This is a genomic window from Ruegeria sp. BF8 (assembly GCF_056538625.1).
In genome coordinates this window covers 218382-244582 of sequence record NZ_JBQFTL010000005.1, presented here as the reverse complement: position 1 = coordinate 244582, position 26201 = coordinate 218382, and the positions used below count along the sequence as shown (strand labels likewise).

Annotated in this window: 21 protein-coding genes and 1 pseudogene; 15 read left to right on the top strand and 7 right to left on the bottom strand. The window is 63.7% G+C overall.

The window, feature by feature from the left end:
* Positions 1–14: 14 nt before the first annotated feature.
* Complete coding sequence (locus tag ACR0LD_RS16805; RefSeq protein WP_480638106.1) at positions 15–908, bottom strand: N-acetylmuramic acid 6-phosphate etherase; 894 nt, start codon at positions 906–908, stop codon at positions 15–17.
* A 157-nt stretch (positions 909–1065) separates the two neighbouring features.
* Here ACR0LD_RS16805 and ACR0LD_RS16800 point away from each other — a divergent pair, with 157 nt between their 5' ends.
* From ACR0LD_RS16800 to ACR0LD_RS16770, 7 genes are all read left to right on the top strand, one after another.
* Complete coding sequence (locus ACR0LD_RS16800) at positions 1066–1953, top strand: glucosamine kinase nucleotide-binding domain-containing protein (RefSeq protein WP_480638104.1); 888 nt, start codon at positions 1066–1068, stop codon at positions 1951–1953.
* A complete protein-coding gene (locus ACR0LD_RS16795; RefSeq protein WP_170341797.1) occupies positions 1950–2717 on the top strand; it encodes a GntR family transcriptional regulator in 768 nt (255 codons plus the stop codon). Before ACR0LD_RS16800 ends, ACR0LD_RS16795 begins: the two co-directional genes overlap by 4 nt.
* Positions 2718–2725: 8 nt before the next feature.
* A complete protein-coding gene (locus tag ACR0LD_RS16790; protein ID WP_170421532.1) occupies positions 2726–3757 on the top strand; it encodes an SIS domain-containing protein in 1032 nt (343 codons plus the stop codon).
* Entirely contained in the window at positions 3754–4905 is a 1152-nt protein-coding gene (gene nagA, locus ACR0LD_RS16785) for an N-acetylglucosamine-6-phosphate deacetylase (RefSeq protein WP_480638102.1), read from the top strand. Before ACR0LD_RS16790 ends, nagA begins: the two co-directional genes overlap by 4 nt.
* Positions 4906–5057: 152 nt before the next feature.
* The gene (locus ACR0LD_RS16780; RefSeq protein ID WP_170444875.1) at positions 5058–5975 is read left to right on the top strand and encodes a dihydrodipicolinate synthase family protein; all 918 of its coding nucleotides are present in this window, start codon (positions 5058–5060) and stop codon (positions 5973–5975) included.
* A gap of 3 nt (positions 5976–5978) precedes the next feature.
* The gene (locus ACR0LD_RS16775; RefSeq protein ID WP_480638100.1) at positions 5979–7475 is read left to right on the top strand and encodes an aldehyde dehydrogenase; all 1497 of its coding nucleotides are present in this window, start codon (positions 5979–5981) and stop codon (positions 7473–7475) included.
* Complete coding sequence (locus tag ACR0LD_RS16770; protein WP_480638098.1) at positions 7472–8812, top strand: NAD(P)/FAD-dependent oxidoreductase; 1341 nt, start codon at positions 7472–7474, stop codon at positions 8810–8812. Before ACR0LD_RS16775 ends, ACR0LD_RS16770 begins: the two co-directional genes overlap by 4 nt.
* A 42-nt stretch (positions 8813–8854) precedes the next feature.
* Here the strand turns inward: ACR0LD_RS16770 and ACR0LD_RS16765 are convergent, their stop codons facing one another.
* On the bottom strand, positions 8855–10405 hold the full coding sequence (locus ACR0LD_RS16765) for a trimethylamine methyltransferase family protein (protein ID WP_480638096.1): 1551 nt from the start codon (positions 10403–10405) through the stop codon (positions 8855–8857).
* Positions 10406–10566: 161 nt separating this feature from the next.
* Here ACR0LD_RS16765 and ACR0LD_RS16760 point away from each other — a divergent pair, with 161 nt between their 5' ends.
* The gene (locus ACR0LD_RS16760) at positions 10567–12192 is read left to right on the top strand and encodes a GMC family oxidoreductase (RefSeq protein ID WP_480638094.1); all 1626 of its coding nucleotides are present in this window, start codon (positions 10567–10569) and stop codon (positions 12190–12192) included.
* Between the two features lie 71 nt (positions 12193–12263).
* Positions 12264–13193 carry a cation efflux transmembrane domain-containing protein gene (locus ACR0LD_RS16755; protein WP_480638092.1) on the top strand — a complete coding sequence of 310 codons (930 nt, stop codon included), beginning with the start codon at positions 12264–12266 and terminating at the stop codon, positions 13191–13193.
* On the opposite strand, the gene ACR0LD_RS16750 is transcribed toward ACR0LD_RS16755, so the two are convergent.
* The 5 genes and pseudogenes from ACR0LD_RS16750 to ACR0LD_RS16730 form a co-directional block, all read right to left on the bottom strand.
* The gene (locus tag ACR0LD_RS16750; RefSeq protein WP_170359737.1) at positions 13187–13852 is read right to left on the bottom strand and encodes a D-lyxose/D-mannose family sugar isomerase; all 666 of its coding nucleotides are present in this window, start codon (positions 13850–13852) and stop codon (positions 13187–13189) included. The genes ACR0LD_RS16755 and ACR0LD_RS16750 overlap by 7 nt on opposite strands.
* Before the next feature lie 18 nt (positions 13853–13870).
* Entirely contained in the window at positions 13871–14797 is a 927-nt protein-coding gene (locus ACR0LD_RS16745) for a carbohydrate kinase family protein (RefSeq protein WP_170367402.1), read from the bottom strand.
* Between the two features lie 39 nt (positions 14798–14836).
* Complete coding sequence (locus tag ACR0LD_RS16740; protein ID WP_480638238.1) at positions 14837–15817, bottom strand: glucokinase; 981 nt, start codon at positions 15815–15817, stop codon at positions 14837–14839.
* Between the two features lie 48 nt (positions 15818–15865).
* A pseudogene (locus ACR0LD_RS16735) lies at positions 15866–17164 on the bottom strand (GH1 family beta-glucosidase); the annotation flags it as partial.
* 2 nt (positions 17165–17166) lie between these two features.
* A complete protein-coding gene (locus ACR0LD_RS16730; protein ID WP_480638089.1) occupies positions 17167–18198 on the bottom strand; it encodes a LacI family DNA-binding transcriptional regulator in 1032 nt (343 codons plus the stop codon).
* 231 nt (positions 18199–18429) lie between these two features.
* Here ACR0LD_RS16730 and ACR0LD_RS16725 point away from each other — a divergent pair, with 231 nt between their 5' ends.
* From ACR0LD_RS16725 to ACR0LD_RS16700, 6 genes are all read left to right on the top strand, one after another.
* Positions 18430–19698, top strand: coding sequence for an ABC transporter substrate-binding protein (locus ACR0LD_RS16725; protein ID WP_480638087.1), 1269 nt, complete (start codon positions 18430–18432; stop codon positions 19696–19698).
* A 63-nt stretch (positions 19699–19761) separates the two neighbouring features.
* On the top strand, positions 19762–20769 hold the full coding sequence (locus ACR0LD_RS16720) for a carbohydrate ABC transporter permease (RefSeq protein ID WP_170359279.1): 1008 nt from the start codon (positions 19762–19764) through the stop codon (positions 20767–20769).
* 11 nt (positions 20770–20780) lie between these two features.
* On the top strand, positions 20781–21929 hold the full coding sequence (locus ACR0LD_RS16715) for a carbohydrate ABC transporter permease (RefSeq protein ID WP_480638085.1): 1149 nt from the start codon (positions 20781–20783) through the stop codon (positions 21927–21929).
* 9 nt (positions 21930–21938) lie between these two features.
* Positions 21939–23594 (top strand): alpha-glucosidase, encoded by a 1656-nt coding sequence (locus ACR0LD_RS16710; protein WP_480638083.1) that lies wholly within the window; start codon positions 21939–21941, stop codon positions 23592–23594.
* A gap of 3 nt (positions 23595–23597) precedes the next feature.
* Complete coding sequence (locus tag ACR0LD_RS16705; RefSeq protein WP_170372742.1) at positions 23598–24680, top strand: ABC transporter ATP-binding protein; 1083 nt, start codon at positions 23598–23600, stop codon at positions 24678–24680.
* Positions 24681–25031: 351 nt separating this feature from the next.
* Positions 25032–26156, top strand: coding sequence for an extracellular solute-binding protein (locus tag ACR0LD_RS16700; protein WP_170341827.1), 1125 nt, complete (start codon positions 25032–25034; stop codon positions 26154–26156).
* Positions 26157–26201 lie beyond the last annotated feature (45 nt).

The following is a 26201-nucleotide window of genomic DNA, read 5'->3' as shown; positions in this document are numbered from 1 at the left end:
GTCTTCTTCTTGGTTCAAATCTGGTCCAACGCAGGGCGCAGATGGCCGCCCGATGCCGTCAGCAGTTCACGGGCCTGCGCCCGTGTTTCGGCGCCGGCGGCCAAAAGTACGGCAAGCTTCAGGTTGCCTTCGGCGCGATCGAGGGCATCAGCGGCGTGCTGAGCTGTGGCGCCGGTTATGTTCCGGATGATTCCTTCCGCGCGCTGACGCAGCTTGGCATTGTCGGCGACTACGTTGACCATCATGCCGTCATGCACATGTCCCAACCTGACACCCATGAGTGTCGAGAGCATGTTGAGCGCCGCCTTTTGCGCGGTTGCGGCGCCCAGTCGGGTCGATCCGGCAATGACTTCGGGCGGGGTGTTCAGGCAAATTGCGCAATCGGCGTGCTCGAACAGCGGAGCGTCGGCGTTGTTGGCGATGCAGATGGTTTTGGCGCCGCGGGACTTTGCAATTCCGGCAAAGGTCAACGGGTAGGGCGTGGTGCCGCTGGCGGATATCGCGATCACCGTGTCCGTGGGGCGGAGGTCGGCGGCGGCGATTTCGGCCGTCCGAGTGTCATCTTCGGTGTGGCCCGGCATCTCTGCCCCGGTTGGTATGCCGCCGGCCATGCAGATGGCGATTGAATCTGGCGACAGGCCGAATGTCCCCGGTATTTCCGCCCCATCGGCCAAGCCCATCAGCCCGGACGACCCGGCGGCGGCATAATAGAGCCGCCCCCCGGCGCGGATGGTTTCTGCCATCAATGCCGCACCTTTCGAGATATCCGGAAGGCAGGCATCCAGCCCGTTCAGCGCGGCTTTCTGCGCATCCAACAGCAGGCGCAAAACTTCGGTGTCCGGGCGCAGGTCCAGCCCCTCGGATTCGTCGCGCAGCATTTCGGTTTGCGGCAGCATTTGCGGCGTCATGTGATTCCCCTTTGGCACCAAAGATAATACCTATATAATACCTTTTGTCTACCATTCGTTTTTAATCACCAAATATCCGCTGAAAAGCACGAAAAATCAGAACCTCAGCTCATAAGAGGTCTTTTTTTTGGCTCAAAGGTATTGTAAAGGTATCTATATGGATGAGTCTCTCCCATATCTCATTGCAATTGACGGTGGCGGTACGCGCTGCCGGTTTGCCATGGCCGGCCCCACCGGGCGGCATGATCTGATTCTGGGAAGCGCCAATGTCTATTCTGATCGTGCGGCGGCTATCTCAACGCTGAATGCCGGGCTGCGGGCTCTGGCCGAGCGTGCTGCGATGCCCGAAGCGGCTTTGACCGGGATTCCGGTCTACGCTGGGTTGGCAGGCGTGACCGACGCGGACACAGGCGCTGAAATCGCACGGCACCTGCCATCGCGCATTGTGCAGGTCGAGGATGACCGCCGCTCGGCCGTGGTTGGGGCGTTGGGGGCGGTCGATGGATGTTTGATCGGGATCGGCACTGGATCGTTCCTGGCGCGGCAAAGCGAGGGCGAAATCCGGTTGATTGGCGGATATGGGGCGCTCATCGGTGATGATGCGTCCGGGTATTGGCTAGGACAGCAGCTGCTGCGGCGGGTGTTGCTTGCAGCGGACGGAATAATCCCCGACAGCGCGCTGACACGATCCGTACGCAGACGTTTTGACGAAGACCCGATGCAGATCGTGCGATTTGCGGGGCAAGCGCGGCCAGCCGAAATCGCAGATTTCGCGCCCGAAATCATTGCGGCGGCTCAAAAAGGCGACGTGGTGGCCGTGGCCTTGATGCGCGAGGGCGCCGACTATGTCGCTACAGGGCTTCAGGCCCTTGGTCGCGATGATGCCGAGCCGGTCTGTGCAGTGGGCGGGGTGGCATCGCATTACATCGCCTATCTTTCCGCCGAGGTGCAGAGCGCGATGATCGACCCGGCGGGCACCGCCCTTGACGGGGCGCTGCAGCTCGCCGCACAGCTGGCCGAGCGCGCCAGATTGGGGGCAGCATGACCGCCGAAACGATCGAAACCTTCCTTAGGACCGGTGACTGGATGCAGCAGGCCGTGGGGCCGCGGTACGTTCGATTGCGCAAGCGGATCGAAGAGGGCATCGAGAATGGTCTGCTGGCGGAAAGTGCACCGCTCCCGGCCGAACGCGAGATCGCAAACCTCACGGGCCTTTCCCGCGTCACTGTGCGTCGGGCGATGCAGGATCTGGTAGATCGGGGAATCGTCATTCAGCGCCAGGGCTCGGGCAGTTTCGTGGCCGACGGCACGCCTCGGGTCGAGCAATCTCTGTCACGGCTGACCTCGTTCACCGAGGACATGAACCGGCGCGGTCTTGAATCCTCAAGCGAGTGGCTTGAGCGCGGTGTGCACACTCCGTCGCCCGAGGAGGTGATGGCGCTGGCCCTGTCCTCGGGTGAAGCGGTTGCGCGCATCTCGCGCCTGCGTATGGCCAATGATCGGCCCATGGCGATCGAACGGGCCTCGCTGCCGATCGACATTCTGCCGCGCCCGCAAGAAGTCGAAGCCTCGTTGTACGAAGTCCTGGAGCGGGATGGAAACCGGCCAGTACGGGCGCTGCAGCGGATATCGGCGATCAATCTGGACAGCGCCGACGCGGGCTTGCTTGGGGTCGAACCCGGTGCGGCCGGACTGCGCATCGTTCGAACATCATACCTGTCCAATCGGCGGGTCGTTGAATTCACTCGGTCGATCTATCGCGGCGACGCCTATGATTTTGTCGCCGAATTGCGGTTGGCCAACAGCTAGGACACATCATGCAACAGCAGATCACCCGGATGCGCCGGGAAATTGATGAAATCCCTGTGGCGGTAGAGCGGCTTCTGAGCCGGGGTCAGGCCGATATTGAGGCGGTCGCCTCGGTTGCCCGCGAACTGGACCCGACATTTGTCGTGACGGTCGCACGCGGGTCTTCCGATCACGTCTGCACCTATCTCAAATACGCGTCGGAGATCCTTTTGGGTGTGCCGGTGGCCTCGGTCGGGCCGTCGATCGGATCGATCTACGACTCGGTTCTGCGCATGCGCCAGGCGATGTGCCTGTCGGTGTCGCAATCCGGCAAAAGCCCCGACATCGTGGCCATGGCTCGCAATGCCCGACGCGACGGCGCATTGACAGTAGCGTTGACCAACGACGCGGCTTCACCGTTGGCCGAAGTCAGCGATCACGCCATAGATATACAGGCGGGCCCCGAACTGAGTGTTGCGGCCACCAAGACCTTCGTCACTTCGGCGGTGGCCGGCTTGTGGCTGTTGGCAGAGTGGGGGCAGGATGCGGCGTTGCTGGCCGCGTTGCGCGACCTGCCCGAGCAGCTGGATCAGGCGGCCCGGATCGATTGGCCCGAAGTGCGTGACGCTATCGGTGCTCACCCGTCCTTGTTCACGCTTGGCCGAGGTCAGGCACTGGCCGTATCGAACGAAGCTGCGCTGAAGTTCAAGGAGACCTGCCAGTTGCACGCTGAAAGCTATTCTTCGGCCGAGGTTCTGCACGGGCCGGTGTCCATCGTCGAGGACGGTTTTCCGGTACTCAGCTTTGCAGCGGCAGATGCGGCGGAGCCTGCGTTGGCGGAGGTGGCCGACGCAATCAGCGCCAAGGGTGCCCGTGTCTTTGCGACCACGGACAGGGTTACTGCCGCGACGCGCATTCCGCATGTCCGCACGGGGCATGCTCTGACCGACCCGCTGAGCCTGATCGTCTCCTTCTACGCGATGGTCGAGGCCTTTGCCGCTTCGCGCGGGATCGACCCGGACGCACCGCGGCATCTGAACAAGGTGACGGAAACCGTATGACCAGCGAACTGCAGGCTCTGGCGGGCGCGGACATTCTGACCCCTGCAGGTATCCTGCAGGATCATGCCCTTCTGTTCGCGGAAGGGCGTATCGAGGGCGTGACGCTTGTCTCGGATATTCCTGGCACAGCGAGGGTGTCGCGGCTGGATGGTGGCCTGCTGGTTCCGGGCTTCGTCGATCTGCAGGTCAATGGCGGCGGCGGGGCAATGCTGAACAACGCCCCCGATCTGGACACGCTCCGCACCATGTCGCGGGCGCATGCTCGTATCGGAGCAACGTCGATCTTGCCAACGCTGATCACGGATACGCCTGAGGTCACGCGCCGGGCCATCGCGGCCACGATTGCCGCCGTGAACGAAGGTATTGCCGGCATTGTCGGGCTTCATCTGGAAGGCCCGCACCTGTCCCAAGCCCGCAAGGGCGCACATGATGCTGCCCTAATCCGACCGATGGCGCAGGCTGATCTGGATTTGTTGCTGGATACAGTCGCGCGGTTGCCGATTCTCAAGGTTACGGTGGCGCCGGAAAGCGTGACCGATGATCAGATACACGCCATGACCCAAGCGGGGATCGTCGTCTCGCTGGGCCATACGGATGCGAGTTTTGAAACCTGTCAGAAAGCGGCTCAGGCCGGGGCGCGTTGCGTCACACATTTGTTCAATGCTCAGAGCCAGATGGGTAACCGAGAGCCCGGCGTCGTAGGCGCGGCGCTGGCGCTTGGCGAGCTGTCTGCGGGCCTGATCGCTGATGGAATTCACGTCCACCCGGTTTCAGTGCGCAATGCCATCCGGGCAAATAATGGGCCGGGTAGTGTCTTCCTTGTTAGCGACGCGATGGCGACCGCCGGGTCGGATATCGACAGCTTCCTGCTGAACGGACGGCAGATCTTGCGCGACGGCAACCGGTTGACCCTCGCCGATGGAACGCTCGCCGGTGCGCATCTCGAGCTGTTGGACGCGGTTCGCAACGTGGTTGCATTTGCGCAACTGCCTTTGCAAGCTGCTTTCGACATGGCGACCCGGTTGCCTGCGGACTTGATCGGTAGATCAGATCTTGGCCGTTTGGCGGCCGGTGCCCGCGCCAATGTGCTGCATGTCTCCGATCATGGGCTTCTCCGGGTCTGGCAGGAAGGTCAGGCACTGGACTGACGGTGTCCACGGCGACCCATGGTCGTCTGATTTTCCTCGACATGTCGGACCCTGGGCCGTTCATGTCGGGAATCTACATTGTGCACATCTTGTATTTTTCTTAGCCTTGGTGTCGGGTGCAAGCTTCACGCGTGCCCGGCAAGAGGATTGAGATGACGCCCGTGTTCAGATTTCAGGGGATCTATACCCCGGTGGTGACGCCCTATGCGGATGATTATAGCGTCGATTGGGATGCCTTGGCCGAGGTGATCGAATACCTGGTCGAGAATGGCGTGCACGGTCTGATCTCGGGCGGATCCACCGGCGAAAACTATGCCCAGACCGTCGATGAAAGGCTGGAACTGGCGCGTTTTACCCACCAACGACTGAAGGGTCGGCTGCCTTTGGTGGTCGGGACCGGCGCGATGTTGACGCCGGATTCGATCGCGTTGGCCCAAGGCGCGCGCCAGATCGGGGCCGATGCCATCCTGCTGGCCAGCCCGCCCTATTCGGTGCCGACTGACCGGGAAAACGCCCTTAATGCGCTGGCCATCGACAAGGCGGCCGATCTGCCGGTGATGCTGTACAATTATCCGCACCGCACCGGCACGATGATGGGGGCTGAGTTCCTCGACCGTGTGGGGCGCAGCCGCAATTTCTGCGGCATCAAGGAAAGCTCGGGCGACATCAACCGCGTACACATGCTGGCGCGGGACTATCCGCATATCCAGCTGGGCTGCGGCATGGACGATCAGGCGCTGGAATTCTTCGCGTGGGGTGCGCCGTTCTGGGTCTGTGGCGGGTCGAATTTTCTGCCGCGTGAGCATGTAGCGCTGTATGAGACCTGCGCGCTGCAAGGCGATTTCGCCAAGGGCCGCCGGATTATGTCGGCGCTGATGCCGTTGATGCGGGTCCTCGAACAGGGCGGCAAGTTCATCCAGACCATCAAGCATGGGGTCACGATGAACGGCATCCCGGCGGGCGCGGTTCGGCCGCCTCTGAAGGGGCTGAACAAGGATGACAAGCGCGCGCTGGAACAGGTGACCCGCGTGCTGAAACGCAAGATCGCAGACATCATGGCGGAGGGCTGAGGCATGGGCTTGCTGACACGGGACGAATACGCATCCATCGCCGCCGGGCTGGACCTGCCCGCAGGCGCCTTCATCGACGGCGGCTATCGCCCGGCGATCTCGGGCGCGGTGTTTCCCACCGTGAACCCGGCCACCGGCGCGATGCTGACCGAGGTCGCGGCCTGCGCCGCCGCCGATGTGGACCTGGCTGTGGAAAAGGCGCGCGAGTCCTTCGACGACGGCCGCTGGTCGCGCCTGCACCCGTCGGCGCGAAAGGACGTGTTGATCCGCCTGGCCAAGCTGATGACCCGCAATGCCCGCGAACTGGCGGTGATGGAAAGCATCGACAGCGGCAAGACCATCTTTGACTGCGAAACCGTGGATGTGCCCGAGGCGATCCACTGCCTGAAATGGCATGCCGAGGCGATCGACAAGATCTATGACCAGGTCGCGCCCGCCAGCGACGACCACATTGCGATGATCCTGCGCGAGCCGATCGGGGTGGTGGGGCTGGTGCTGCCGTGGAACTTCCCCCTGCTGATGCTGGCCTGGAAGATCGGCCCGGCGCTGGCGGCCGGGTGCTCGGTTGTTGTGAAGCCGGCGACGGAAACCCCGCTGACCGCCCTGCGTCTGGCCGAACTGGCGGCCGAGGCCGGGCTGCCGCGCGGGGTTCTGAACGTGGTTCCGGGTGGCGGCGCCGAGGTGGGCGAACCCATCGGGCGGCATATGGATGTCGACATGGTGTCCTTCACCGGCTCGACCGTAACGGGCAAGAAATTCCTGTCCTATGCCGCCGAAAGCAACGCCAAGGAGGTGGTGCTGGAGATGGGCGGCAAGAACCCGGCCATCGTGCTGGAGGATGCCGAGAACCTCGACCGGGTTGCCGCCCATGTGGTGAACGGGGCGTTCTGGAACATGGGCGAGAATTGCTCGGCCACGTCGCGCCTGATCGTGCACCGCGCGGTCAAACCCGAGTTGCTGGAGCGCATCGCCCATCACGCCCGCCAGTGGACTGTGGGCGATCCGCTGGACCCTGCAACCCGGCTGGGCGCGCTGGTCAGCAAAGACCATTTCAACAAGGTCTGCGGCTATCTGGACAAGGCACCGTCAGTTCTTCTGGGCGGCAAGGCCGAGAACGGGTTCGTCGAAGCAACCGTGGTCGAGATTCCGGACAATGACGCGCTGCTGGCGCGCGAGGAAATCTTTGGGCCGGTCCTGTCGGTGATCGAGGTCGCGGGGTTCGATGAGGCCATCGCGATGGCCAATGACACGCCATATGGGCTGTGCGCGTCGCTATTCACCGCCAATGCCAAGCGTGCCCTGCGCGGTGCCCGCGCGATCCGGGCCGGAACCGTGACGGTGAACAGCTTTGGCGAGGGCGACATCTCGACCCCGTTCGGCGGCTACAAGCAGTCGGGCTTTGGCGGGCGGGACAACGGGCTGCACGCGCACGACCAGTACACGCAGCTGAAGACGCTGTGGATCGACCTGTCGGATGATGCCGACGAGGCGGTGGATTGACGCGGTTCACCGCTTGCCGCCTGCCGGTGCAGCGCGGCCCGGCGGCGTGGAATGCCCTGCTGGACCCGCAACCTGCCGCGCGTCAGCTTTCGGACAAAATCACCGCAGATTTCACCATCGTGGGCGCAGGCTTTTCCGGCCTGTCTGCGGCGCGGCGTCTGCGGCAGCTGGTTCCCGATGCGCGGATTGTGGTGCTTGAAGCAGGGCGCGTGGCGGAAGGCGCGGCGGGGCGCAACTCGGGCTTCATGATCGATCTGCCGCATGATCTGGCCTCGGACGACTATGCCGGGGCGGGCGATGACCGGGCGATGATCAGGCTGAACCGGCAGGCTATCGCCTTTGCCCGTGCGGCGGTCGAGGAGTACGGCATTGACCCCAATTATTTCGATCCGGCGGGCAAGGTGAACGGCGCGGCCAGCCCGGCGGGACATGCGCACAACCAAAGCTATGCCCGCCATCTGGACAGCCTCGGCGAGCGGTCCGAGATGCTGGACCGGCAACAGATGCAGGAACTCACCGGGTCCGGGCACTATGTCTCGGGGTTGTATACGCCGGGCACGGTCATGCTGCAGCCTGCGGGCTATGTGCGCGGGTTGGCGGCGGGTTTGGCGACCGATGGGGTGCAGATATTTGAAAACAGTGCGGTCACGGGGTTCCAGCGCGACGGGGCGGGCTGGCGCGTGCAGACGGCGCGCGGGCAGGTCTCGACCGGCCGGCTGATCCTGTCGGTGAACGGTCATCTGGAGAGTTTTGGGGTGGAACGTGGCCGGCTGATGCAGCTGTTTCTGTTCGCGGCGATGACGCGCGAACTGGATGTTGATGCGCTGGCCCGGTTGGGTGGCCAGCAGCGCTGGGGCGTGACCCCGTCCGATCCGATGGGCACCACCATGCGCCGGATCGACACCGGGCAGGGCGGCAACCGGATCATCACCCGCACCTGCGCCGTGCTGCGCCCGGGCATGGAGGCGCGGGCAGCGGACCTGCGGCGCGCGGCTGCGGTGATGCGGCGCAAATTCGACCGACGCTTCCCGCAGTTGCGCGGCATCGCGATGGAGTACGAATGGGCCGGTCATCTGTGCCTGAGCCTGAACGGCGTCTCGGTCACCCGCGAGATCGAGACCGGTGTTTATTCCGCCTGCGTCCAGAACGGGTTGGGCACCGCGCGCGGCACCCTGACCGGGATCGCCGCGGCCGAGATGGCCTGTGGCGTGCGGTCCGGGATCAGCGAGCATTTCGGAACCGAGGACCGGCCCAAGCGCCTGCCGCCCCGACCGTTGTCTGAGGTCGGCGCCAACATGGTGCTGCGCTGGAAGGAATGGCGCGCGCGCAACGAATGAAAAAGGCCCGCCTGACAGGCAGGCGGGCAAGTGGAGTGTTTCCTAACAGTGCTGGTTCAACTCGTCGGCGGCGGGGATCTCCCGCTCGCGCCGGGCGATGTAGTCGCGCAATGCCTCGTCGGTGGCCGGGTCCAGGCGGGGCTCTTGATACTCGGCCAGCAGCTTGCGGGCGTGGTTCAGGGCGCGCTCGGTGATCTCGACTTCGCCCTCGGCCACCCATTGTTCGATCGAGTTGTTGTCGAACAGTTCGGGCATGAAGAACGCCTCCTGGAATTTGTCCTGCGTGTGCGGATGGCCCAGGTAATGCCCGCCGGGGCCGATATCGGATACGGCCGCAACGGCCTCGTCGAAATCGTGCCACTTCGGGCCCTCGGCCATGCGGTAGGCCATGGCGCATTGCTCGGCATCGACAACGAACTTGGCGGTCGAACAATGCATCCCGGCCTCGTTCCAGCCCGCCGAATGCCAGATATAGTTGGCCCCGGCATGGATCACCGCCGACAGCGTGGTGGCGGATTCATATCCCGCCTGCGCATCGAATGTCTTGGCCCCGCCCAGCGTGTTCGAACTGCGCCACGGCACGCCGTAGTGCCGGGCCATCTGGCCGATCATGAAGTTCATCAGGCTGATCTCGGGCGTGCCCGCCATCGGCGCGCCGGACTTCATGCTGACGGTCGACAGGTAATGCCCATAGATCGCCGGACAGCCACGCCGGATCACCTGCGTATAGGCCAGCGCGCTCAGCGCCTCGGCGTTCAGCTGCGCGACCGTCGCCGGCACGCTGGCCGGCGTGTTGGCCCCGCCCAGCACGAAGGGCGAGCACAGCACCGGCTGGTTGCGGCGGCAGAAGGCGCGCATCGCCCCCAGCATGGTCTCGTCCCAGACCAGCGGCGAGTTGCCGTTGCAGTTGCCGGTGGTGACGGGGTGATCCTCCATGAACTCTTCGCCGAACAGGATCGCGCACATCTCCATCACGTCCTCGGCGTTTCTGGGCGAGGTGGTCATGCCCATGAAGGTCTTGTCGGAATATTTGATCGACGAATAGGTGATGCGCAGGTGGCGCTGGCTGATCGGGTGATCATAGGGTTCCACGATGTGGTGAGCCGAGGAATGCAGCGCGGGCAGCATGTGGCTGAGCTTGTGGAACATCGCCAGGTCGTCCAGTGTCGGATTGCGGCGCACGTCCTCCAGATCGCGCAGAAACGGCGCGCCGGTCATCGGCACGAAGATCGCGTGCGGACCGCCCAGGCGCACATTCTTGCGCGGGTCACGGGCGTGATAGATGAAGTCCGAGGGGATCGTCGCGATCAAGTCGCGGACCAGCCCGCGATCAAGATACACCCGCTCGCCGTCAACCTTGGCTCCAGCCGCCTTCCAGTCGGCCAGCGCAATCGGGTCGCGGAACTGCACGCCAACGTTTTCGAGGATGTCCATCGAGGCTGCGTCGATCCGCTCGACCTGTGACCCGTCCATCACTTCGCACAGCGGGATGTTGCGGGTCAGGACCGGCAACATGTCAAAGCTGGGCGCGGTGCGCAGGGCGCGGCGGGCGGCGCGGCCTCCGGTGCGGGCGCGAGTGGCGGTCTGGGTCATTCTGGGCCTCCTTTGACACCAGTCTGACCAGCAACTGGGGGCGCGACCTGCAGGATTGCGAAATACTGTTGCGGAATGCGACATCGGACCCGTGCATTGCCCGCAACAGCTGCTAAGCTGCGCTCCGCATGATCAGGAACAATGCACAGAGCAGACCGAGAATGAATTCCGCCACATCTGAAACCGCCCGGCTTGAGGGTGAATACGACTATATCATCGTAGGCGCAGGTACCGCAGGCTGCGTGCTGGCCAACCGGCTGACCGAGAACCCTAAAACACGGGTTCTGCTGCTCGAGGCGGGCAAGTCGGACAACTACCACTGGGTCCACATCCCGGTGGGGTATCTGTACTGCATCGGCAATCCGCGCACCGACTGGATGATGAAAACCGCGCCCGAGCCTGGGCTGAACGGGCGGTCGCTGGTCTATCCGCGCGGCAAGGTGCTGGGCGGGTGCAGCTCGGTCAACGGGATGATCTACATGCGCGGGCAGGCGGCCGACTATGACCAATGGCGGCAGTTGGGCAATGCGGGCTGGGGCTGGGACGACGTGCTGCCCTATTTCCTGAAATCCGAAGATCACCACGCCGGCGACAGCGAAATGCACAGGTCCGGCGGCGAGTGGAAGGTTCAGAAACAGCGGCTGAATTGGGAGATCCTGAAAGCCGTGCAGGACGGCGCGCGCGAGATCGGCATCCAGCCGCGCGCCGATTTCAATGACGGCAACAACGAAGGCTCGGGGTTTTTCGAGGTCAACCAGAAGAACGGCGTGCGTTGGAACACGGCCAAGGGATTTCTGCGCCCGGCGATGAAACGGCCCAACCTGCGGGTCCTGACCGAGGCCGAGACGCTGGGCCTGATCCTGGAAGGCAAGGCCGTGCGCGGCGTGCGCTTTGCCCGCGGCGGCACCGAATACCGGGCCCTGGCCGGGGCCGAGGTTCTGCTGGCAGCGGGGGCGATCAACTCGCCCAAGCTGCTGGAACTGTCGGGGATCGGCGACCCTCAGGTGCTGGCGGCGCATGGAATCGCGGTTCAGCATGAAAGCGCGGGTGTGGGGGCGAACCTGCAGGACCACCTGCAGATCCGAACCGTGTTCAAGGTGCAGAACGCCAAAACCCTGAACACCATGGCCAACAGCCTGTGGGGCAAGGCGCGCATCGCGGCGCAATACGCCCTGACTCGGTCGGGTCCGATGGCGATGGCGCCCAGCCAGTTCGGCATGTTCACCAAGTCCGACCCGATGTTGGCCACGCCGGATCTGGAATATCACGTGCAGCCGCTGTCGACCGACCGGCTGGGCGATCCGTTGCATCCGTTCCCCGCGATCACCGTCTCGGTCTGCAATCTGCGGCCCGAAAGCCGGGGGCACTGCCACATCACCACGCCCGATCCGACGGCCCAGCCCGAGATCGGGTTGAACTACCTCTCGGCCGAGCGCGACCGGCAGGTGGCGGTCAAATCCGTACAGCAGGCCCGGCAGGTGATGGCCGCGCGGGCGCTGGCGCCCTATCACCCGCAAGAGGTTCTGCCCGGCCCCGAGATCAACGACCAGCAGGGCCTTCTGGATGCGGTGGGCGACATCGCCACCACGATCTTTCACCCGGTCGGCACCTGCCGCATGGGCAGTGACGCCGCCGCGGTGGTCGATCCACGGTTGCGCGTTTGGGGGCTGGAGGGGCTGCGCGTGGTCGATGCCTCGGTCATGCCGAAGATCGTGTCGGGCAATACCGCCTCGCCCGTGATCATGATCGCGGAGAAGGCTGCCGACATGATACGCGGACGGGCATGAAAACGGGGCTTGCGCCTTGGCCTGCCGGACATAAATGACCGCCAGCCTCATCAACCGGAAAAGCTGAACCGATGCAGGACACATTGATTTTTGAACGCCGGTCGCTGAACGCGGCAAAATGGGCCAGCCTGTTCATGGCGGGTGCCGGGGTTGTGGCCGGGTTGCTGGCGAACTCCGATGCGCTGTTGTTGGACGGGCTGTTCTCGGGGCTCAATTTCGCAACGGCTGTGGTGGCGGGATGGGTCGCCGCCTCGATCCGACGCGCCCCGGACCAGAACCGCCCCTTCGGATACGAGATTGACGAATCCGTCTTCGTGATGTTCCGCAGCCTGCTGCTGTTCGGGATCATCGTGATGGCGGCGGGTTCGGCGGTGAACCGTCTGCTGGCCTATGCCAAGATGGGCGAAGCCGCGCCGGTGGTTCTGGAATGGATCCTGATCTATGCCGGGGCGATGGCGGCGATCTGTCTGACGCTGTTCGCCTATCATCGCTGGAACTGGCGCCGCACCGGCAAGACCAGCGATCTGCTGCGGGTCGAGTCCCGGGCCGCGATGGTCGACGGTGTGCTGAGCCTTGGGGCCGGGGCGGCGTTTTTCGCGATCAACCTGCTTGAGGGCGGGCCGCTTGCCGGTCTGGTTCCGGTGTCGGATGCGCTGGTGGTGTTGTTGCTGTGCCTGGCGCTGCTGCCGCAGCCCATCAAGGTGTTTCTGGGCGCGCTGCGCGATATCGTGGGTGTGGCGCTGCCGGCCGATGCCCGGGCCGAGATCATTGAGCAGGCCCGCCGGATCTGTGCAGACAGCCCGTTTCAAGTGCTGGACGTGGCGACGGTGCGCAGCGGGCGGGCGCTGTTCCATCTTGTCTATCTGAAACCCGCCGAATCCGTGACGATCGAAGCCTTCGAGGCCGTCCGCGACCGGCTGGCCCAAGCCGCAAGCCCGGGCCGGGTCGCGTTGACGCTGGCCTCCGACCCGCCCTTTGGTCGAGCCCCGCGCGTTCAGTAGTCGGCAACCAGCAGGAATTCGGGCGCGGTGTCTTCCTCGATCGTGGCAAAGCGCGGGATCGGCTGTTCGAACACGTTGTCGGTGCGGTCGTCATTGACGGTCGAGACCTCGCCGATCAGACAATCGCCCTTTTCCGCCCAGAAGGCGTGCCAGATGCCGGGCATCAGCGTGACGCTTTCGCCCGGTTTCAGGCGCAGATGCTCGCCCGGCTGGATGGTCACCGGGCAGGCGTCACTGGGTACGGTGACGGGGGTGTCGCGGTCGATGCTGCCATCGGGGGCCGAGGCGTAGATCTCCATCACCAGATCGCCGCCGCCGCGGTTGATGATGTCTTCGGCCTTGACGATGTGGCGATGCATCGGCGACAGCTGTTTGTCGCGTGAAATCAAAAGCTTCTCGGCATAGAGCATGCCTCGGCCCGCGCTCAGGTCCTTTTCGTCGCCATTGCGCAGGGTGAACAGGAACAGGCCCAGTTCGTCGAACCTGCCCTGGCCATAATCGGTGATGTCCCAGCCAAGGCCGCGGGCGCGGATACCGGCGGCCTGCGGGCTGCGCATCTGCTCAGGCGTCCAGTCGGCAAAAGGCGGCAGGGCAAAGCCGAACGAATTGATGAAGGCTTGCGCCTCGGCTTTGATGCGGTTGATCTCGGATCGTTTCATATCGGTGCTTTCGATGACTTACAGCTCGTGCGCCCAGGGCGGGTTGGCCCCGGCCCGGGATACGGTGACGGCGGCGACCTTGCCGCCCAGTTCCAGCGCGGCGCGCAGGTCGTCGGGCGAGATCGCGCGGAGCGCCTGTTTGGTCAGCAGCCCGGCGCGGTGCAGTTGCGCCAGCACTCCGGCGTTGAACGTGTCGCCCGCGCCCACCGTATCGACCACCTGAACCGGCGTGACCGGCACTGAAACCGTGCGGCCATCGGCCAGATACCCGGTCGCGCCCTGGCTGCCGCGCGTGACGATCACCACGGCGGGACCGGCCTGCAGCAGCAGCGGCACCTTTTCCTCCAGCGTTTCGGGGCCGGGGACGATCCAGTCCAGATCTTCGTCCGAGACTTTGACGATGTCGGCCTGCGCGATCATCCGGTTCAGCCGGGTGCGATAGCGGGTCTGGTCCTGGATGAAGCCGGGGCGGATGTTGGGGTCGATCATCACCGCGCGCTCGGCCCCGTGACGGTCCAGCAGGGCGGCATAGGCATCGGCGCAGGGCTCGCAGGCCAGGCTGATGCCGCCGAAATACAGCGCCGAGGTCGCGGTCAGCTGGTCCGGCATGTCCTCGGGGCGCAGCATCCGCCCGGCCGAGTTTTCATCGACGAAGGAATAGGTGGCGTGCCCGTCCTGCAGTTGTACGAAGGCCAACGTGGTCGGACGGTCCGAAAGAACAACCTGCGAGCCATCCACATGACTGTCTTTCAGGGCCTGCGCCAGTTGCTGGCCGAACATGTCGCGCGACAACCCGGTCAGCATTCCGGCAGGCGCACCCAGCCGGCCCAGGGCGATGGCGGTGTTGAACACCGCGCCACCCGAATGCGGCACGAAACCTTGCGCGCCCGAAACCGTCGGTTCCGCGATCATGTCGATCAGGGCCTCGCCACAGCACAGGATCATGTCCCGGCTCCTTCCTTCTGCAAAGATCTGGCGGTGAGTTTACCGCGCGAGCGCATTTTTGCAGAAGTTGTTAGCGCCAACAATGCCAAATTCAGCCTGTTCCGACACATAAACGCCAAAGCCTTGCCGCAGCGCGTCGAACCGGCCGCCGGCGTTGAAGGCCGCCAGGAAGTCGTCGCCGAACAGCCAGCGGTTCTTCTCGGCCACGCCGCCCACAAGGAAGACGCCGCCGGTGGGCATCACGGTGACGGCCATGTCGCCCATCACGGCACCCAGATGGGTGGTGAAGATCTGCGCGGCGCGCATGGCGAGCGGATCGGACCCGTCGCGCGCGGCCTGCAGGATGTCCCTGGCGGGCAGGGCGGGCGTGTCGGGCTGGCCCGCGGCCATGCCCACGGCGCGGTACAGGATCGGCAGGCCCGTGCCGCTGAGGAACATCTCTGCCTCGAGCGTCAGGCTGTCGCCAAAGAAACACTCGGACGCGATCCGGCGGGCGGCTTCGAACACGTCCACCTCGTCGCGGGTGCGGGGCGACAGGCCGACATGGCCGCCCTCGCCCGTGACGGTGTGATAGTGGCCTTCGGAATACAAAAGCGCGCCGACGCCCAGCCCGGTGCCGGGGCCGACCACCAGTCGGGTGCCCTTGGGCGGGGTCGGGTCGCCCTGCAGGGCCTGCACGTCATCGCCGGTGATCTCGGCCACCGACCATGCGGCGGCGGTGAAGTCGTTGATGACAAAGGTATGGTCCGCGCCGGTGGCCGTGGCGATGTCGGCCTCGGACAGGTCCAGATTGGCATTGGTCAGACGGATCGTGCCATTGCGCACCGGGCCCGCGCCCGCGGCGACCACGGCGCGCGGCGGCGTTCCGATCTCGGCGCATAGGTCGTGCAGGGCGGCCAGAAACTCGGGCAGGGAGCCGGTCGGCGATTTGCGCAGATCGGTGAGGGTGCCATTGGTGACGACCCCCAGCCGCGTGTTGGTGCCGCCGATATCGGCCACCAGGTTCCAGTGGTCGTGCATCGCGCCCCTGGGCTGCGCCATCGGAACCGAGACCGGATCGCCCTGGGCCAAAGCGGCCTGCATCGCCCGGAACGAGGCCTTGGGGCGGCGTTCCAGCGTGTCGAAATCGACATCGACCAGGCCGAACCGCTTTTCGAATCCCAGCGCCCATTCGTAGTTGTCCAACAACGACCAGATGAAATAGCCCTTGACCCGAACGCCCTGATCCAGCGCGTCCTGCACCGCAGCCAGATGCTGATTCAGATAGTCGATGCGGTCGTCATCCTGCTGCCGCTCGGGGCTGGCCATGCCGTTTTCGGTGACATAGATCGGCAGATCGCCCGTATAGTCCCGGGCCGTACGGGTCAGGAACCGGGTCAGCGCGCTTGGCTCGATCTCCCACCCCATCTGCGTCTTGGGCAGGGGGCCGGGGACCTCTTGCAGGCTGGGCCAGGGCGTGTCGGCGGGCGCGATCAGCTTGCGGGTATAGTAGTTCAGCCCGCACCAGTCGACCGGCGTGCCGATCGTGTCGAAATCATCCTGCCACCCGTCGGGCAGGTGGGCCTGCAGCCCCTGCAGGACATTCTCGGGGTAGGCCTTGTTGAAAACGCCGCCCAGGAAGAACCGGTTGTAGATGCCGTCGTACAGATCGGCGGCTTCGCGGGCCTCGGGGGTGTCATCGGCAGGTTCGGCCCATTCAAGGTTGAACACCGCGCCCAGGTTCGACATGCCAAGGCCCCGCATCGCCTGAATCGCGCGGCCGTGGGCCAGAAGGACGTGATGCATGGCGCGGGCCGTGGCGCGGATGTCGCGCAGGCCGGGGGCATGGTGGCCTTCGAAATGGCTCAGCCAGCTGACGCACCAGGGCTCGTTTATCGGGGCGACGCTGTACATGCGGTCGCCGATGCGGCCCATGATGATCTCGGTGAAATCGGCGAACCAGTGGGCGATGTCGCGGTTGCGCCAACCGCCCAGATCAGCCAGCGGCGAGGGCAGTTCCCAATGATACAGGGTGGCGCAGGGGCGGATGCCGCGTTCCAGCAGGGCGTCGGCCAACCGGTCATAATAGTCCAGCCCGGCCTGATTCACCGGCCCGCGCCCTTCGGGCAGCACGCGCGCCCAGCTGGTGGAAAAACGATAGCAGTCGAACCCGGCCTCGCGGATCAGGTCGAAATCCTGTTCGTACCGGTGCAGGTGGTCGCAGGCGAGATCGCCGTTTTCGGCGCGCACCACGTTGCCGGGCGTGGCCGCGAAACTGTCCCAATGGGTCGGGCCGGCGCCGCCCTGTGCGTGGCCTTCGATCTGATAGGCAGAGGTTGCGACACCAAAGAGAAAGTCTTTGGGGAAATCAGCGCGGGTGTATTTCATGTTCAGAACCTGTTGGGGGCGGGACCAGTCGAGCCGCCGACTACCAGTTCGGCCTCGAGCAATCTAGTCTTGGCCGGGTCGTGGGGCGCGCGGATGCGCTCGATCAGCATCTCGGCGGCCAGTTCGCCGGCGTGGCGCACCGAAGACCGGGTGGCGGTAAAGATCGGAACGTCCTGCCCGTTCTTCATATAGGACAGGTCGTCGTCATGTGCGATCACCGACACGTCGCGGCCCATTTTCAGCCCGGCCTCGTCCAGCGCGCGCCGCACCCCGATCGCCGAGATCATCGACGAGGTCAGGATCGCGGTCGGCGGATCGTCCAGCCGCAGCATGTCGCGGGTTTCGTGATGGCCATAGACTTCGGTCATCTCGGCGCTGCGCATCAGGGCCGGGTCGGGCGACAGACCGGCTTGTTTCAGCGCCTCAAGATACCCGTCGCGGCGCCTTTGGGCAAAATCCATGTCTTCCAGACCGTTGATCAGCGCGATCCGCCGGTGGCCCAGGTCGATCAGAAAGCGGGTCGCACGCAGGAACGAGCTTTTGTTGTTCACGTCGATCCAGTCATAGGGCACGCTGACGCCGGTCGACCGGCCATGCACGATGAACGGCACCTGCATCCGAGTCAGAACCTCGATCCGCGGCTCGTTCACCTTGGGGCCCTGCAGCACCACGCCGTCGACCGCACCGCGTTGGAACAGGCTGCGATAGGCGTCTTCGATCGAGGTGTCGTCGGCATTGGTGAACATCATGTCGTAGCCGTGCTCGGCATATTTCTTGACCGCGCCGGCGACGAAATCGCCGAAGATCGGGTTCACCATCTCGTGGCGCGACGAGCTGGGGATCACGTGGCCGATCACCATCGAACGACCCGTCGCCAGCCCCTTGGCGCGGGCGTTCGGCCGATAGCCATGTTTGGCCGCCGCCGCCTGAACCCGCATGCGAGTCTCTTCGTTCACCTCTGGGTAACCGTTCAGCGCGCGGCTGACCGTTGTCTGTGACAGACCCAGGATCTGAGAGAGCTGTTTGAGGTTCATAGCGGTTTCAAAAGGCTTTCAATGCTTGTGTGCGCCCTGTTGTGTGGGGATTTGCGGCTTGCGTCAAGTTGTTTTGCCATTCTTCGCTATATGTCAAGAAAACATGGACACGGACGGCCCATGTCAAAATCTAGCCATTGACAGGGCCAACATGTTAGCGGATAACGGCCGCATTCAAAGCGCTTTGAAAACTGAGTCTCACACGCGCGGATACAGTTGGGAGGAAAATCAATGAAACACTCGCTTTTGGCAGGTGCGGCCACGTTTGCCCTGATGGCGGGCGCGGCCCAGGCCGAAAAGGTCACCGTGTTCGGCCCGTGGCTTGGCCCGGACCAGGAGAATGTCGAAAAGGTGCTGGACGGCTTTGCCGCGGCCACCGGTCATGAATATGCCTATGTCGGGTCGGACAGCTTCGAGCAGCAGATCCGCATCGACGCCGAGGCCGGGTCGGCCCCGAACATCGCCGTGTTCCCCCAGCCGGGTCTTGCAGCCGATATGGCCAAGGCCGGGTTTCTGACACCGCTTGCTGACGGGACCGCCGACTGGATCCGGGACAACTATGCCGCGGGCCAGTCTTGGGTCGATCTGGGCTCCTATGCCGGCCCGGACGGTCAGGACCACCTGTACGGCTTCTTCTACAAGGTCGATGTGAAATCGCTGGTCTGGTACGTGCCCGAGAACTTTGAGGACGCGGGATATGAAGTTCCAACCACGATGGAAGAGCTCAAGGCCCTGACCGACCAGATCGTCGCCGATGGCGACACGCCCTGGTGCATCGGTCTGGGGTCGGGTGGCGCAACCGGCTGGCCTGCGACCGACTGGGTCGAGGATATGATGCTGCGCACCCAATCCCCCGAGGATTATGACGCGTGGGTTGCCAACGAGCTGAAGTTCAACGATCCCAAGGTCGTGGCCGCGATCGAGGAATTCGGCGCATTCGCCCGCAATGACGACTACGTCGCCGGTGGGGCCGGTGCGGTTGCAACCACGGATTTCCGCGACAGCCCCAAAGGCATGTTCAGCTCGCCGCCGCAGTGCTACATGCACCGTCAGGCCTCGTTCATCCCGGCCTTCTTCCCCGAAGGCACGGTCGTGGGTGAAGATGCCGATTTCTTCTACTTCCCGGCTTATGAAAGCAAGGATCTGGGCAGCCCGGTACTGGGCGCTGGCACCCTGTGGGCGATCACCAATGACAGCCCCGCAGCGCATGACCTGATCGCCTATCTGCAGACGCCCGAGGCGCATGAGACCTGGATGGCGCTCAGCGGCTTTTTGACCCCGCACAAGGGTGTCGATACCTCGGCCTTCTCGGATCCGACCCTGAAGAAGATGAACGACATTCTTCTGGGTGCGACCACCTTCCGTTTTGACGGGTCTGACCTGATGCCGGGCGCGGTTGGCGCAGGCACGTTCTGGACGGGCATGGTCGACTATGCCGGTGGCAAACCCGCGCAAGACGTGGCGGACGAGATCCAGGCGTCTTGGGACGCGATCCAATAAAGCCATGAAACCGGGCAATCCGACCTCAGGGTTGCCCGACCCATTGTCGCCAGGGAGGGTGACATGCATCCCGCATTGCAAGGTCTGCTGACGATCGCCATCGGCGTATCCGGCTGTGTTGGTTACTTCTACTTGTCCAACCAGTTTCTGGACAAGATTCTGTTCCCGCCGCGCGGCCCGAACGCCGGACGCAACATCAATCGGGCGAACATGGTCCGGCCATGGTTGTTTCTATTGCCCGCTCTGGTCGCGCTGGGGCTGTACCTGGCCTACCCTGTGGTGGAAACGCTACGCCTGTCCCTGACCGACCGGGTGCCCGGCGGCGGATACGAGTGGGTGGGTCTGGACAACTACGCCCAAATGATGGGAGAGCCCAAATTCTGGGAAGCGATGCGTAACAACATGCTGTGGCTGATCGTGGTCCCGGCGCTGTCGACAGCATTTGGCCTGTTGGTCGCCCAGCTGACCGACCGCATCCGATGGGGCAATGTCGCCAAATCTCTGATCTTCATGCCGATGGCGATCTCGTTCGTGGGCGCATCGGTGATCTGGAAGCTTGTCTATGACACCCGTCCGGTCGAGCAGGACCAGATCGGCATGCTGAATGCCCTGTACATCTTCTTTGGCGGAACCGACCCGCAGACCTGGCTGACGATCCCGTTCTGGAACAATTTCTTCCTGATGATCGTGCTGGTCTGGATTCAGACGGGCTTTGCCATGGTGATCCTGTCGGCGGCCCTGCGCGGCATTCCCGAAGAAACGGTCGAGGCCGCCATTCTGGATGGCGCCAGCCCGTTCCAGATCTTCTTCAAGATCAAGGTGCCGCAGATCAAGACGACGATTCTGGTGGTGTGGACCACGATCACCATCGTCGTGCTGAAGGTGTTCGACATCGTATTCGCCATGACCAACGGCCAGTGGGAGACACAGGTCTTGGCCAACTACATGTTCGACAAGCTGTTTCGCGCCAATGACTGGGGCGTGGGTTCGGCCTCGGCCATGGTCATCATGCTGCTGGTGACGCCGATCCTTGTCTGGAACGTGCGCAACGCGCGCAAGGAAATGGAATAGGAGGGCGCGTCATGAGTGAGATCGCAGGAACCCGCCCGGCGCTCAGATGGGCCGTACATGCCTCGGTTCTGTTTCTGGTGGTGCTGTGGGTGGTGCCCACGCTGGGCCTGTTCATCTCGTCGTTTCGCACGGCGGACCAGATCGCGACCAGCGGCTGGTGGCGGGCGATTTTCCCGTCCGAGCAGAACCTGACGCTGCGCAGCGCCGCGCCCGACACCCAGGTGCAGGAAAACGGCCTGTATGTGATCGAGGGCAACCTGTTCGACGCCGGAACCAAGGCGCGCATCTCGAAATGGGGCATCAGCTCGCGCGAGATCGATGCGTTTGAGCCGGGCCAGACAGCCGACCTGCGCAAGGGCGGCACGATCACCGTTCAGGCCAATGGCGACTACCGGATGGAGAACACCGAGGAATTCACCGGCAGCCGTGGGTCGCGCGTCTTCGTGACCGCCGAATTGCCGCCCGAATTCACGCTGGACAACTACCACAAGGTCCTGCTGGCCGAGGACAGCACTGACAGCATGGCCAAGGCGTTCTTCAACACGTTGACGGTCACGATTCCGGCCACGATCATTCCGATCCTGGTGGCGGCTTTCGCGGCCTATGCGCTGGCCTGGATGGATTTCCCGGGCCGCGCGCTGTTGATCGCCGCGGTGGTCGGTTTGTTGGTGGTGCCCTTGCAGTTGGCGCTGATCCCGCTGCTGAAATTCCACCTGAACATCGGCATCGGCAAAGGGTATCTGGGCGTCTGGCTGGCCCATACCGGCTTTGGCATGCCGCTGGCGATCTATCTTCTGCGCAACTACATGGCCGGGCTGCCCCGCGACCTGATCGAGAATGCGCGGGTCGATGGCGCCACCGAATTTCAAATCTTCACCAAGCTGATCCTGCCGCTGAGCTTTCCGGCGCTGGCCTCGTTCGCCATCTTCCAGTTCCTGTGGACATGGAACGACCTGCTGGTGGCCAAGGTGTTCCTGATCGACGCATCCGGCGAGACCACCGTGATGACCAACAGTATCGTCGAGCTTCTGGGCACGCGGGGCGGCAATTGGGAAATCCTGGCCACGGCCGCATTCGTGTCGATCGCGGTGCCGCTGGTCGTCTTCTTTGCAATGCAGAAATACCTGGTCCGCGGATTGCTGGCCGGTTCAGTCAAATAAGGGCGTGTGATGAACGTGCAGAACAACGTGGACCTCAAGCACTCAACCAAGACGGCGTCCGACTGGTGGCGCGGCGGAGTGATCTATCAGATCTACCCGCGCAGCTTTCAGGACAGCAACGGCGACGGCATCGGAGACCTGCGGGGCATCACCCAGCGGCTGGACTACATCGCCGGTCTGGGGGTCGATGCGATCTGGATCTCGCCCTTCTTCAAGTCGCCGATGAAGGATTTCGGGTACGATGTCAGCGACTATCGCGCCATCGATCCGATGTTCGGCACGATGGAGGATTTCCAGACGTTGCTGGACCGCGCCCATGGTCTGGGTCTGCGGGTGATGATCGACCTGGTTCTGTCGCATACCTCGGACCAGCATCCGTGGTTCGTCGAAAGCCGCAGCAACCGCGAAAACCCCAAGGCCGACTGGTATGTCTGGGCCGACCCCAAGCCTGACGGGACCCCGCCCAACAACTGGCTGTCGATCTTCGGCGGCTCGGCCTGGCAGTGGGATACGCGCCGGCAGCAGTATTACCTGCACAACTTCCTGACCTCGCAGCCGGACCTGAATTTCCACAACCCCGATGTGCAGGACGCGCTGCTGGACGTGGCGCGGTTCTGGCTGGACATGGGCGTTGACGGGTTCCGACTGGACACGATCAACTTCTACTTCCACGACGCGCAACTGCGCGACAACCCGGCGCTGCCGCTGGATCAGCGCAACGCAACCATCGCGCCGATGGTCAACCCCTACAACCATCAGGACCACCTGTATTCCAAGAGCCAGCCCGAAAACATCGCCTTCCTGGAACGGCTGCGCGCTTTGACCGATCAATATGACGGCCGCGCCTGTCTGGGCGAGGTGGGCGACGCACAGCGCGGGCTTGAGATCATGGGCGAATACACCCGTGGCGACAAGCGTATGCACATGTGCTATGCCTTTGAATTTCTGGAAAAACGCCGCCTGACGGCAGAATACACCAAGCATGTGTTCGACCAGCTTCTGTCCAAGGCCGGCGACGCCTGGCCGTGCTGGGCGTTCTCCAACCACGACGTGCAGCGCCACGCCTCGCGCTGGGATCTGGATGAGGCCGGCATCCGGCAGCACGCGGTTCTGATGATGTGCCTGCGCGGCTCGGCCTGCCTGTATCAGGGCGAAGAGCTGGGCTTGCCCGAGGCCGACGTGCCCTTTGAGCACCTGCAGGACCCCTATGGCATCGAGTTCTGGCCTGAATACAAGGGCCGCGACGGCTGCCGCACGCCCATGGTCTGGGCTGCGCAGGACGAACAGTCGGGCTTTACCACCGGTGCGCCCTGGCTGCCCGTCAGCACCGCGCAGGCCGAGCGCGCCGTGGACCGGATGGACGCCGACCCGCAGTCGATGCTGAACCACTATCGTCGTGCCATCGCCTTGCGCCATGAATATCCGGCGCTGATGTCGAGCACCCAGTCCGACATGCGCGAAACCGGCCCGATCCTCAGCTTCCTGCGCGAGGATGACACCCAACAGGTGTTCTGTGCCTTCAACCTAGGCGATGGCACCGCGGAAATCGACCTGCCCGAAGGCAACTGGCGCTGCATCGGTCAGGATCTGGGCGCAGTCGAGGCGCAGGGCCGCGCCACGCTGGCGCCCTCGCAATTCTGCCTGATGGTCCGAGAGAAAGGGTAACCCATGTCCGAGCTCAAGCTGACCGATGTCGCCAAGACCTATGGCAATGTCGATGTCCTGAAGGACATCAACCTCGAGATCGAGCGCGGCGAGTTGATCGTGTTCGTCGGCCCCTCGGGCTGCGGCAAGTCCACCCTGCTTCGGATGATCGCGGGGCTGGAACGTATTTCGGGCGGAACGCTGGAGATCGAGGGGCAGGTGATGAACGATGTGCCCCCGGCACAGCGGGGCATCGCCATGGTGTTCCAAAGCTACGCGCTGTATCCGCACATGACCGTGCGCGAGAACATGGCCTTTGCCCTGAAAATCGCCAAGATGCCCACCGATCAGATCGACGCGGCGGTGAACCGCGCGGCGCAGATCCTGCAGTTGGAACCGTTCCTGGACCGGCTGCCCAAGGCCCTGTCGGGCGGTCAGCGTCAGCGGGTCGCCATCGGCCGGGCCATCGTGCGCGACCCCAAGGTCTATCTGTTCGACGAGCCGCTGTCGAACCTGGATGCCGCCCTGCGGGTGGCCACGCGGATCGAGATCGCGCGCCTGAAAGAGGCGATGCCTGACAGCACGATGATCTATGTCACCCACGACCAGGTCGAGGCAATGACCCTGGCCAGCCGGATCGTGGTTCTGGCCAACAAGGGTATCGCGCAGGTCGGCACGCCGCTGGAACTGTACGAGACGCCTGACAATGAATTCGTGGCCCAGTTCATCGGCTCGCCCGCCATGAACCTGCTGCCGGGCACGATCACCGGCACCGGTGCCACCACGACCGTCGCGCTGGACTGTGGCGGCACGGCAGTTTCGGCCATCCCGACCCAGGACGCCGACGCCGGCAAGAAGGTCAACGTGGGTGTGCGCCCCGAGGATCTGGTGGTCGCCGACGGTGACCCCATCCTGACCGGGACCGTGGACTTTACCGAAGCATTGGGCGAGGTGACGTTGCTCTATTTCGCGAAAGCCCCCGGCGCCGAGTCGGTGATCGGCAAACTGCCGGGCATCCATCGTGGCTTGCGTGGCCAGACGGTTTCGGTGACTGCCGCGCCGGAGAAGATCCACCTGTTCCATGACGGCCGGTCAATGCGCAAATAGCTCGGACCGCGTCGTGATTCTGGTCTGAATTTGTCGCAAATCGATTTTTGCGGCCGAAATGATGCGCATCGATTAGGCGGATGCGCAAAAAATTCGCGTGATCTCCCTGTGTGACTTGAGGCCAGTTCCGATGCGCCGTTAGGTATCGTCGGCCCTTTTGATATATGATCCTCGCGTGAATTCCCGCAGAGTCGCGCGCTGTTTGGGCGGGCTCCGGGCTTGGGCTTCCAAGGGAACTGGACCTAAGAATTTCGCAAACTGTCACTTTTTGGACTGACGGGGCGATCGCAAAACTCTAACGTGACGCACGGATAAAAAACAAAACTCAGTCCAAACACGGGAGAAACACGAATGACCAAATCGTCAAACTTCAGCCGTCGTACGGTGTTGAAAGGGGCCGGCGCCGCAGCGCTGGCGGCACCTCTGTACAGCAAAAGCGCCCTGGCATCTTCGGGCGAAGTCAACATCCTGATGTGGTCGGATTACCTGCCGCCCAGCTTCATCGAAGAGTTCGAGACCCTGACCGGGATCAAGGTGAACTACACCGGTATCGGCTCGAACGAAGAGATCATCAACAAGATGAAGGCCACCAAGGGCCAGGGCTTTGACATCGTTTCGCCGACCAACAACCGGTCGCTGCAGTGGGAGCCGCTGGAGCTTCTGCAGCCGTTCGACATGAACAGGGTTCCGATCGACAAGGTCAACCCGGCGATGGCCAAGATCGGCACCGATGCCTGGAACTTTGGTGACAGCGGCGCGCATTGGCTGCCGCATATCTGGGGTACCGAAGGTATAGCCTATCGGACCGACCTGTGGCTGCCCGAAGGCGACGCTCCGTCCTATGGTGACGTCTGGTCGGAAGAAAACGCCGGCAAGACCATGGGTCGCGCGCATTCGATGATGCTGGGCGCAGGCCTGTACATGGAGCGCATCGGCGAGATGGAGCCCGGCTCGGTCTGGGCCGCATATGGCGACGAAGACACCATGCGCAAGGTCTGGGGTCAGATCACCGACTGGTGCATCGCCCGCAAGGACCGGATCAAACTGATCTGGAACGATGCCGACACCCAGAAGAACGGCCTGCTGAACGAAGGGGTTGTCGTCGGACAGACTTGGGATGGTCCGCCGCTGGCACTGAAATCCGCTGGCGAACCGGTGCACTACCAGGCTCCGGTCGAGGGTGCGATGGCTTGGGTCGACGGTATTTCGATGCCGACCGGCGCAACCAATATCGACCAGGTCTACGCCTTCATCGACTTCGCCTATCAGGCCAAACCGGCCGGTGTCGCGATCGACAGCCACGGCTACAACTCGCCGGTTCTGGGTGCCGACCAGTATTCGGGCGACACCTACAAGAAGAACTTTGCCGAGGCCTATCCGGGCGACTCGCTGGCCAACCTGAACCCGTGGCCTGCCGAAGCACCTTGGTACGCCGAGACCCGGACCGAGTTCGTCAACAAGTTCAAGAGCGCCTGATCGCCTTGAGATCGCGCCCCTCGCGTTGTCGCGCGGGGGGCCTTT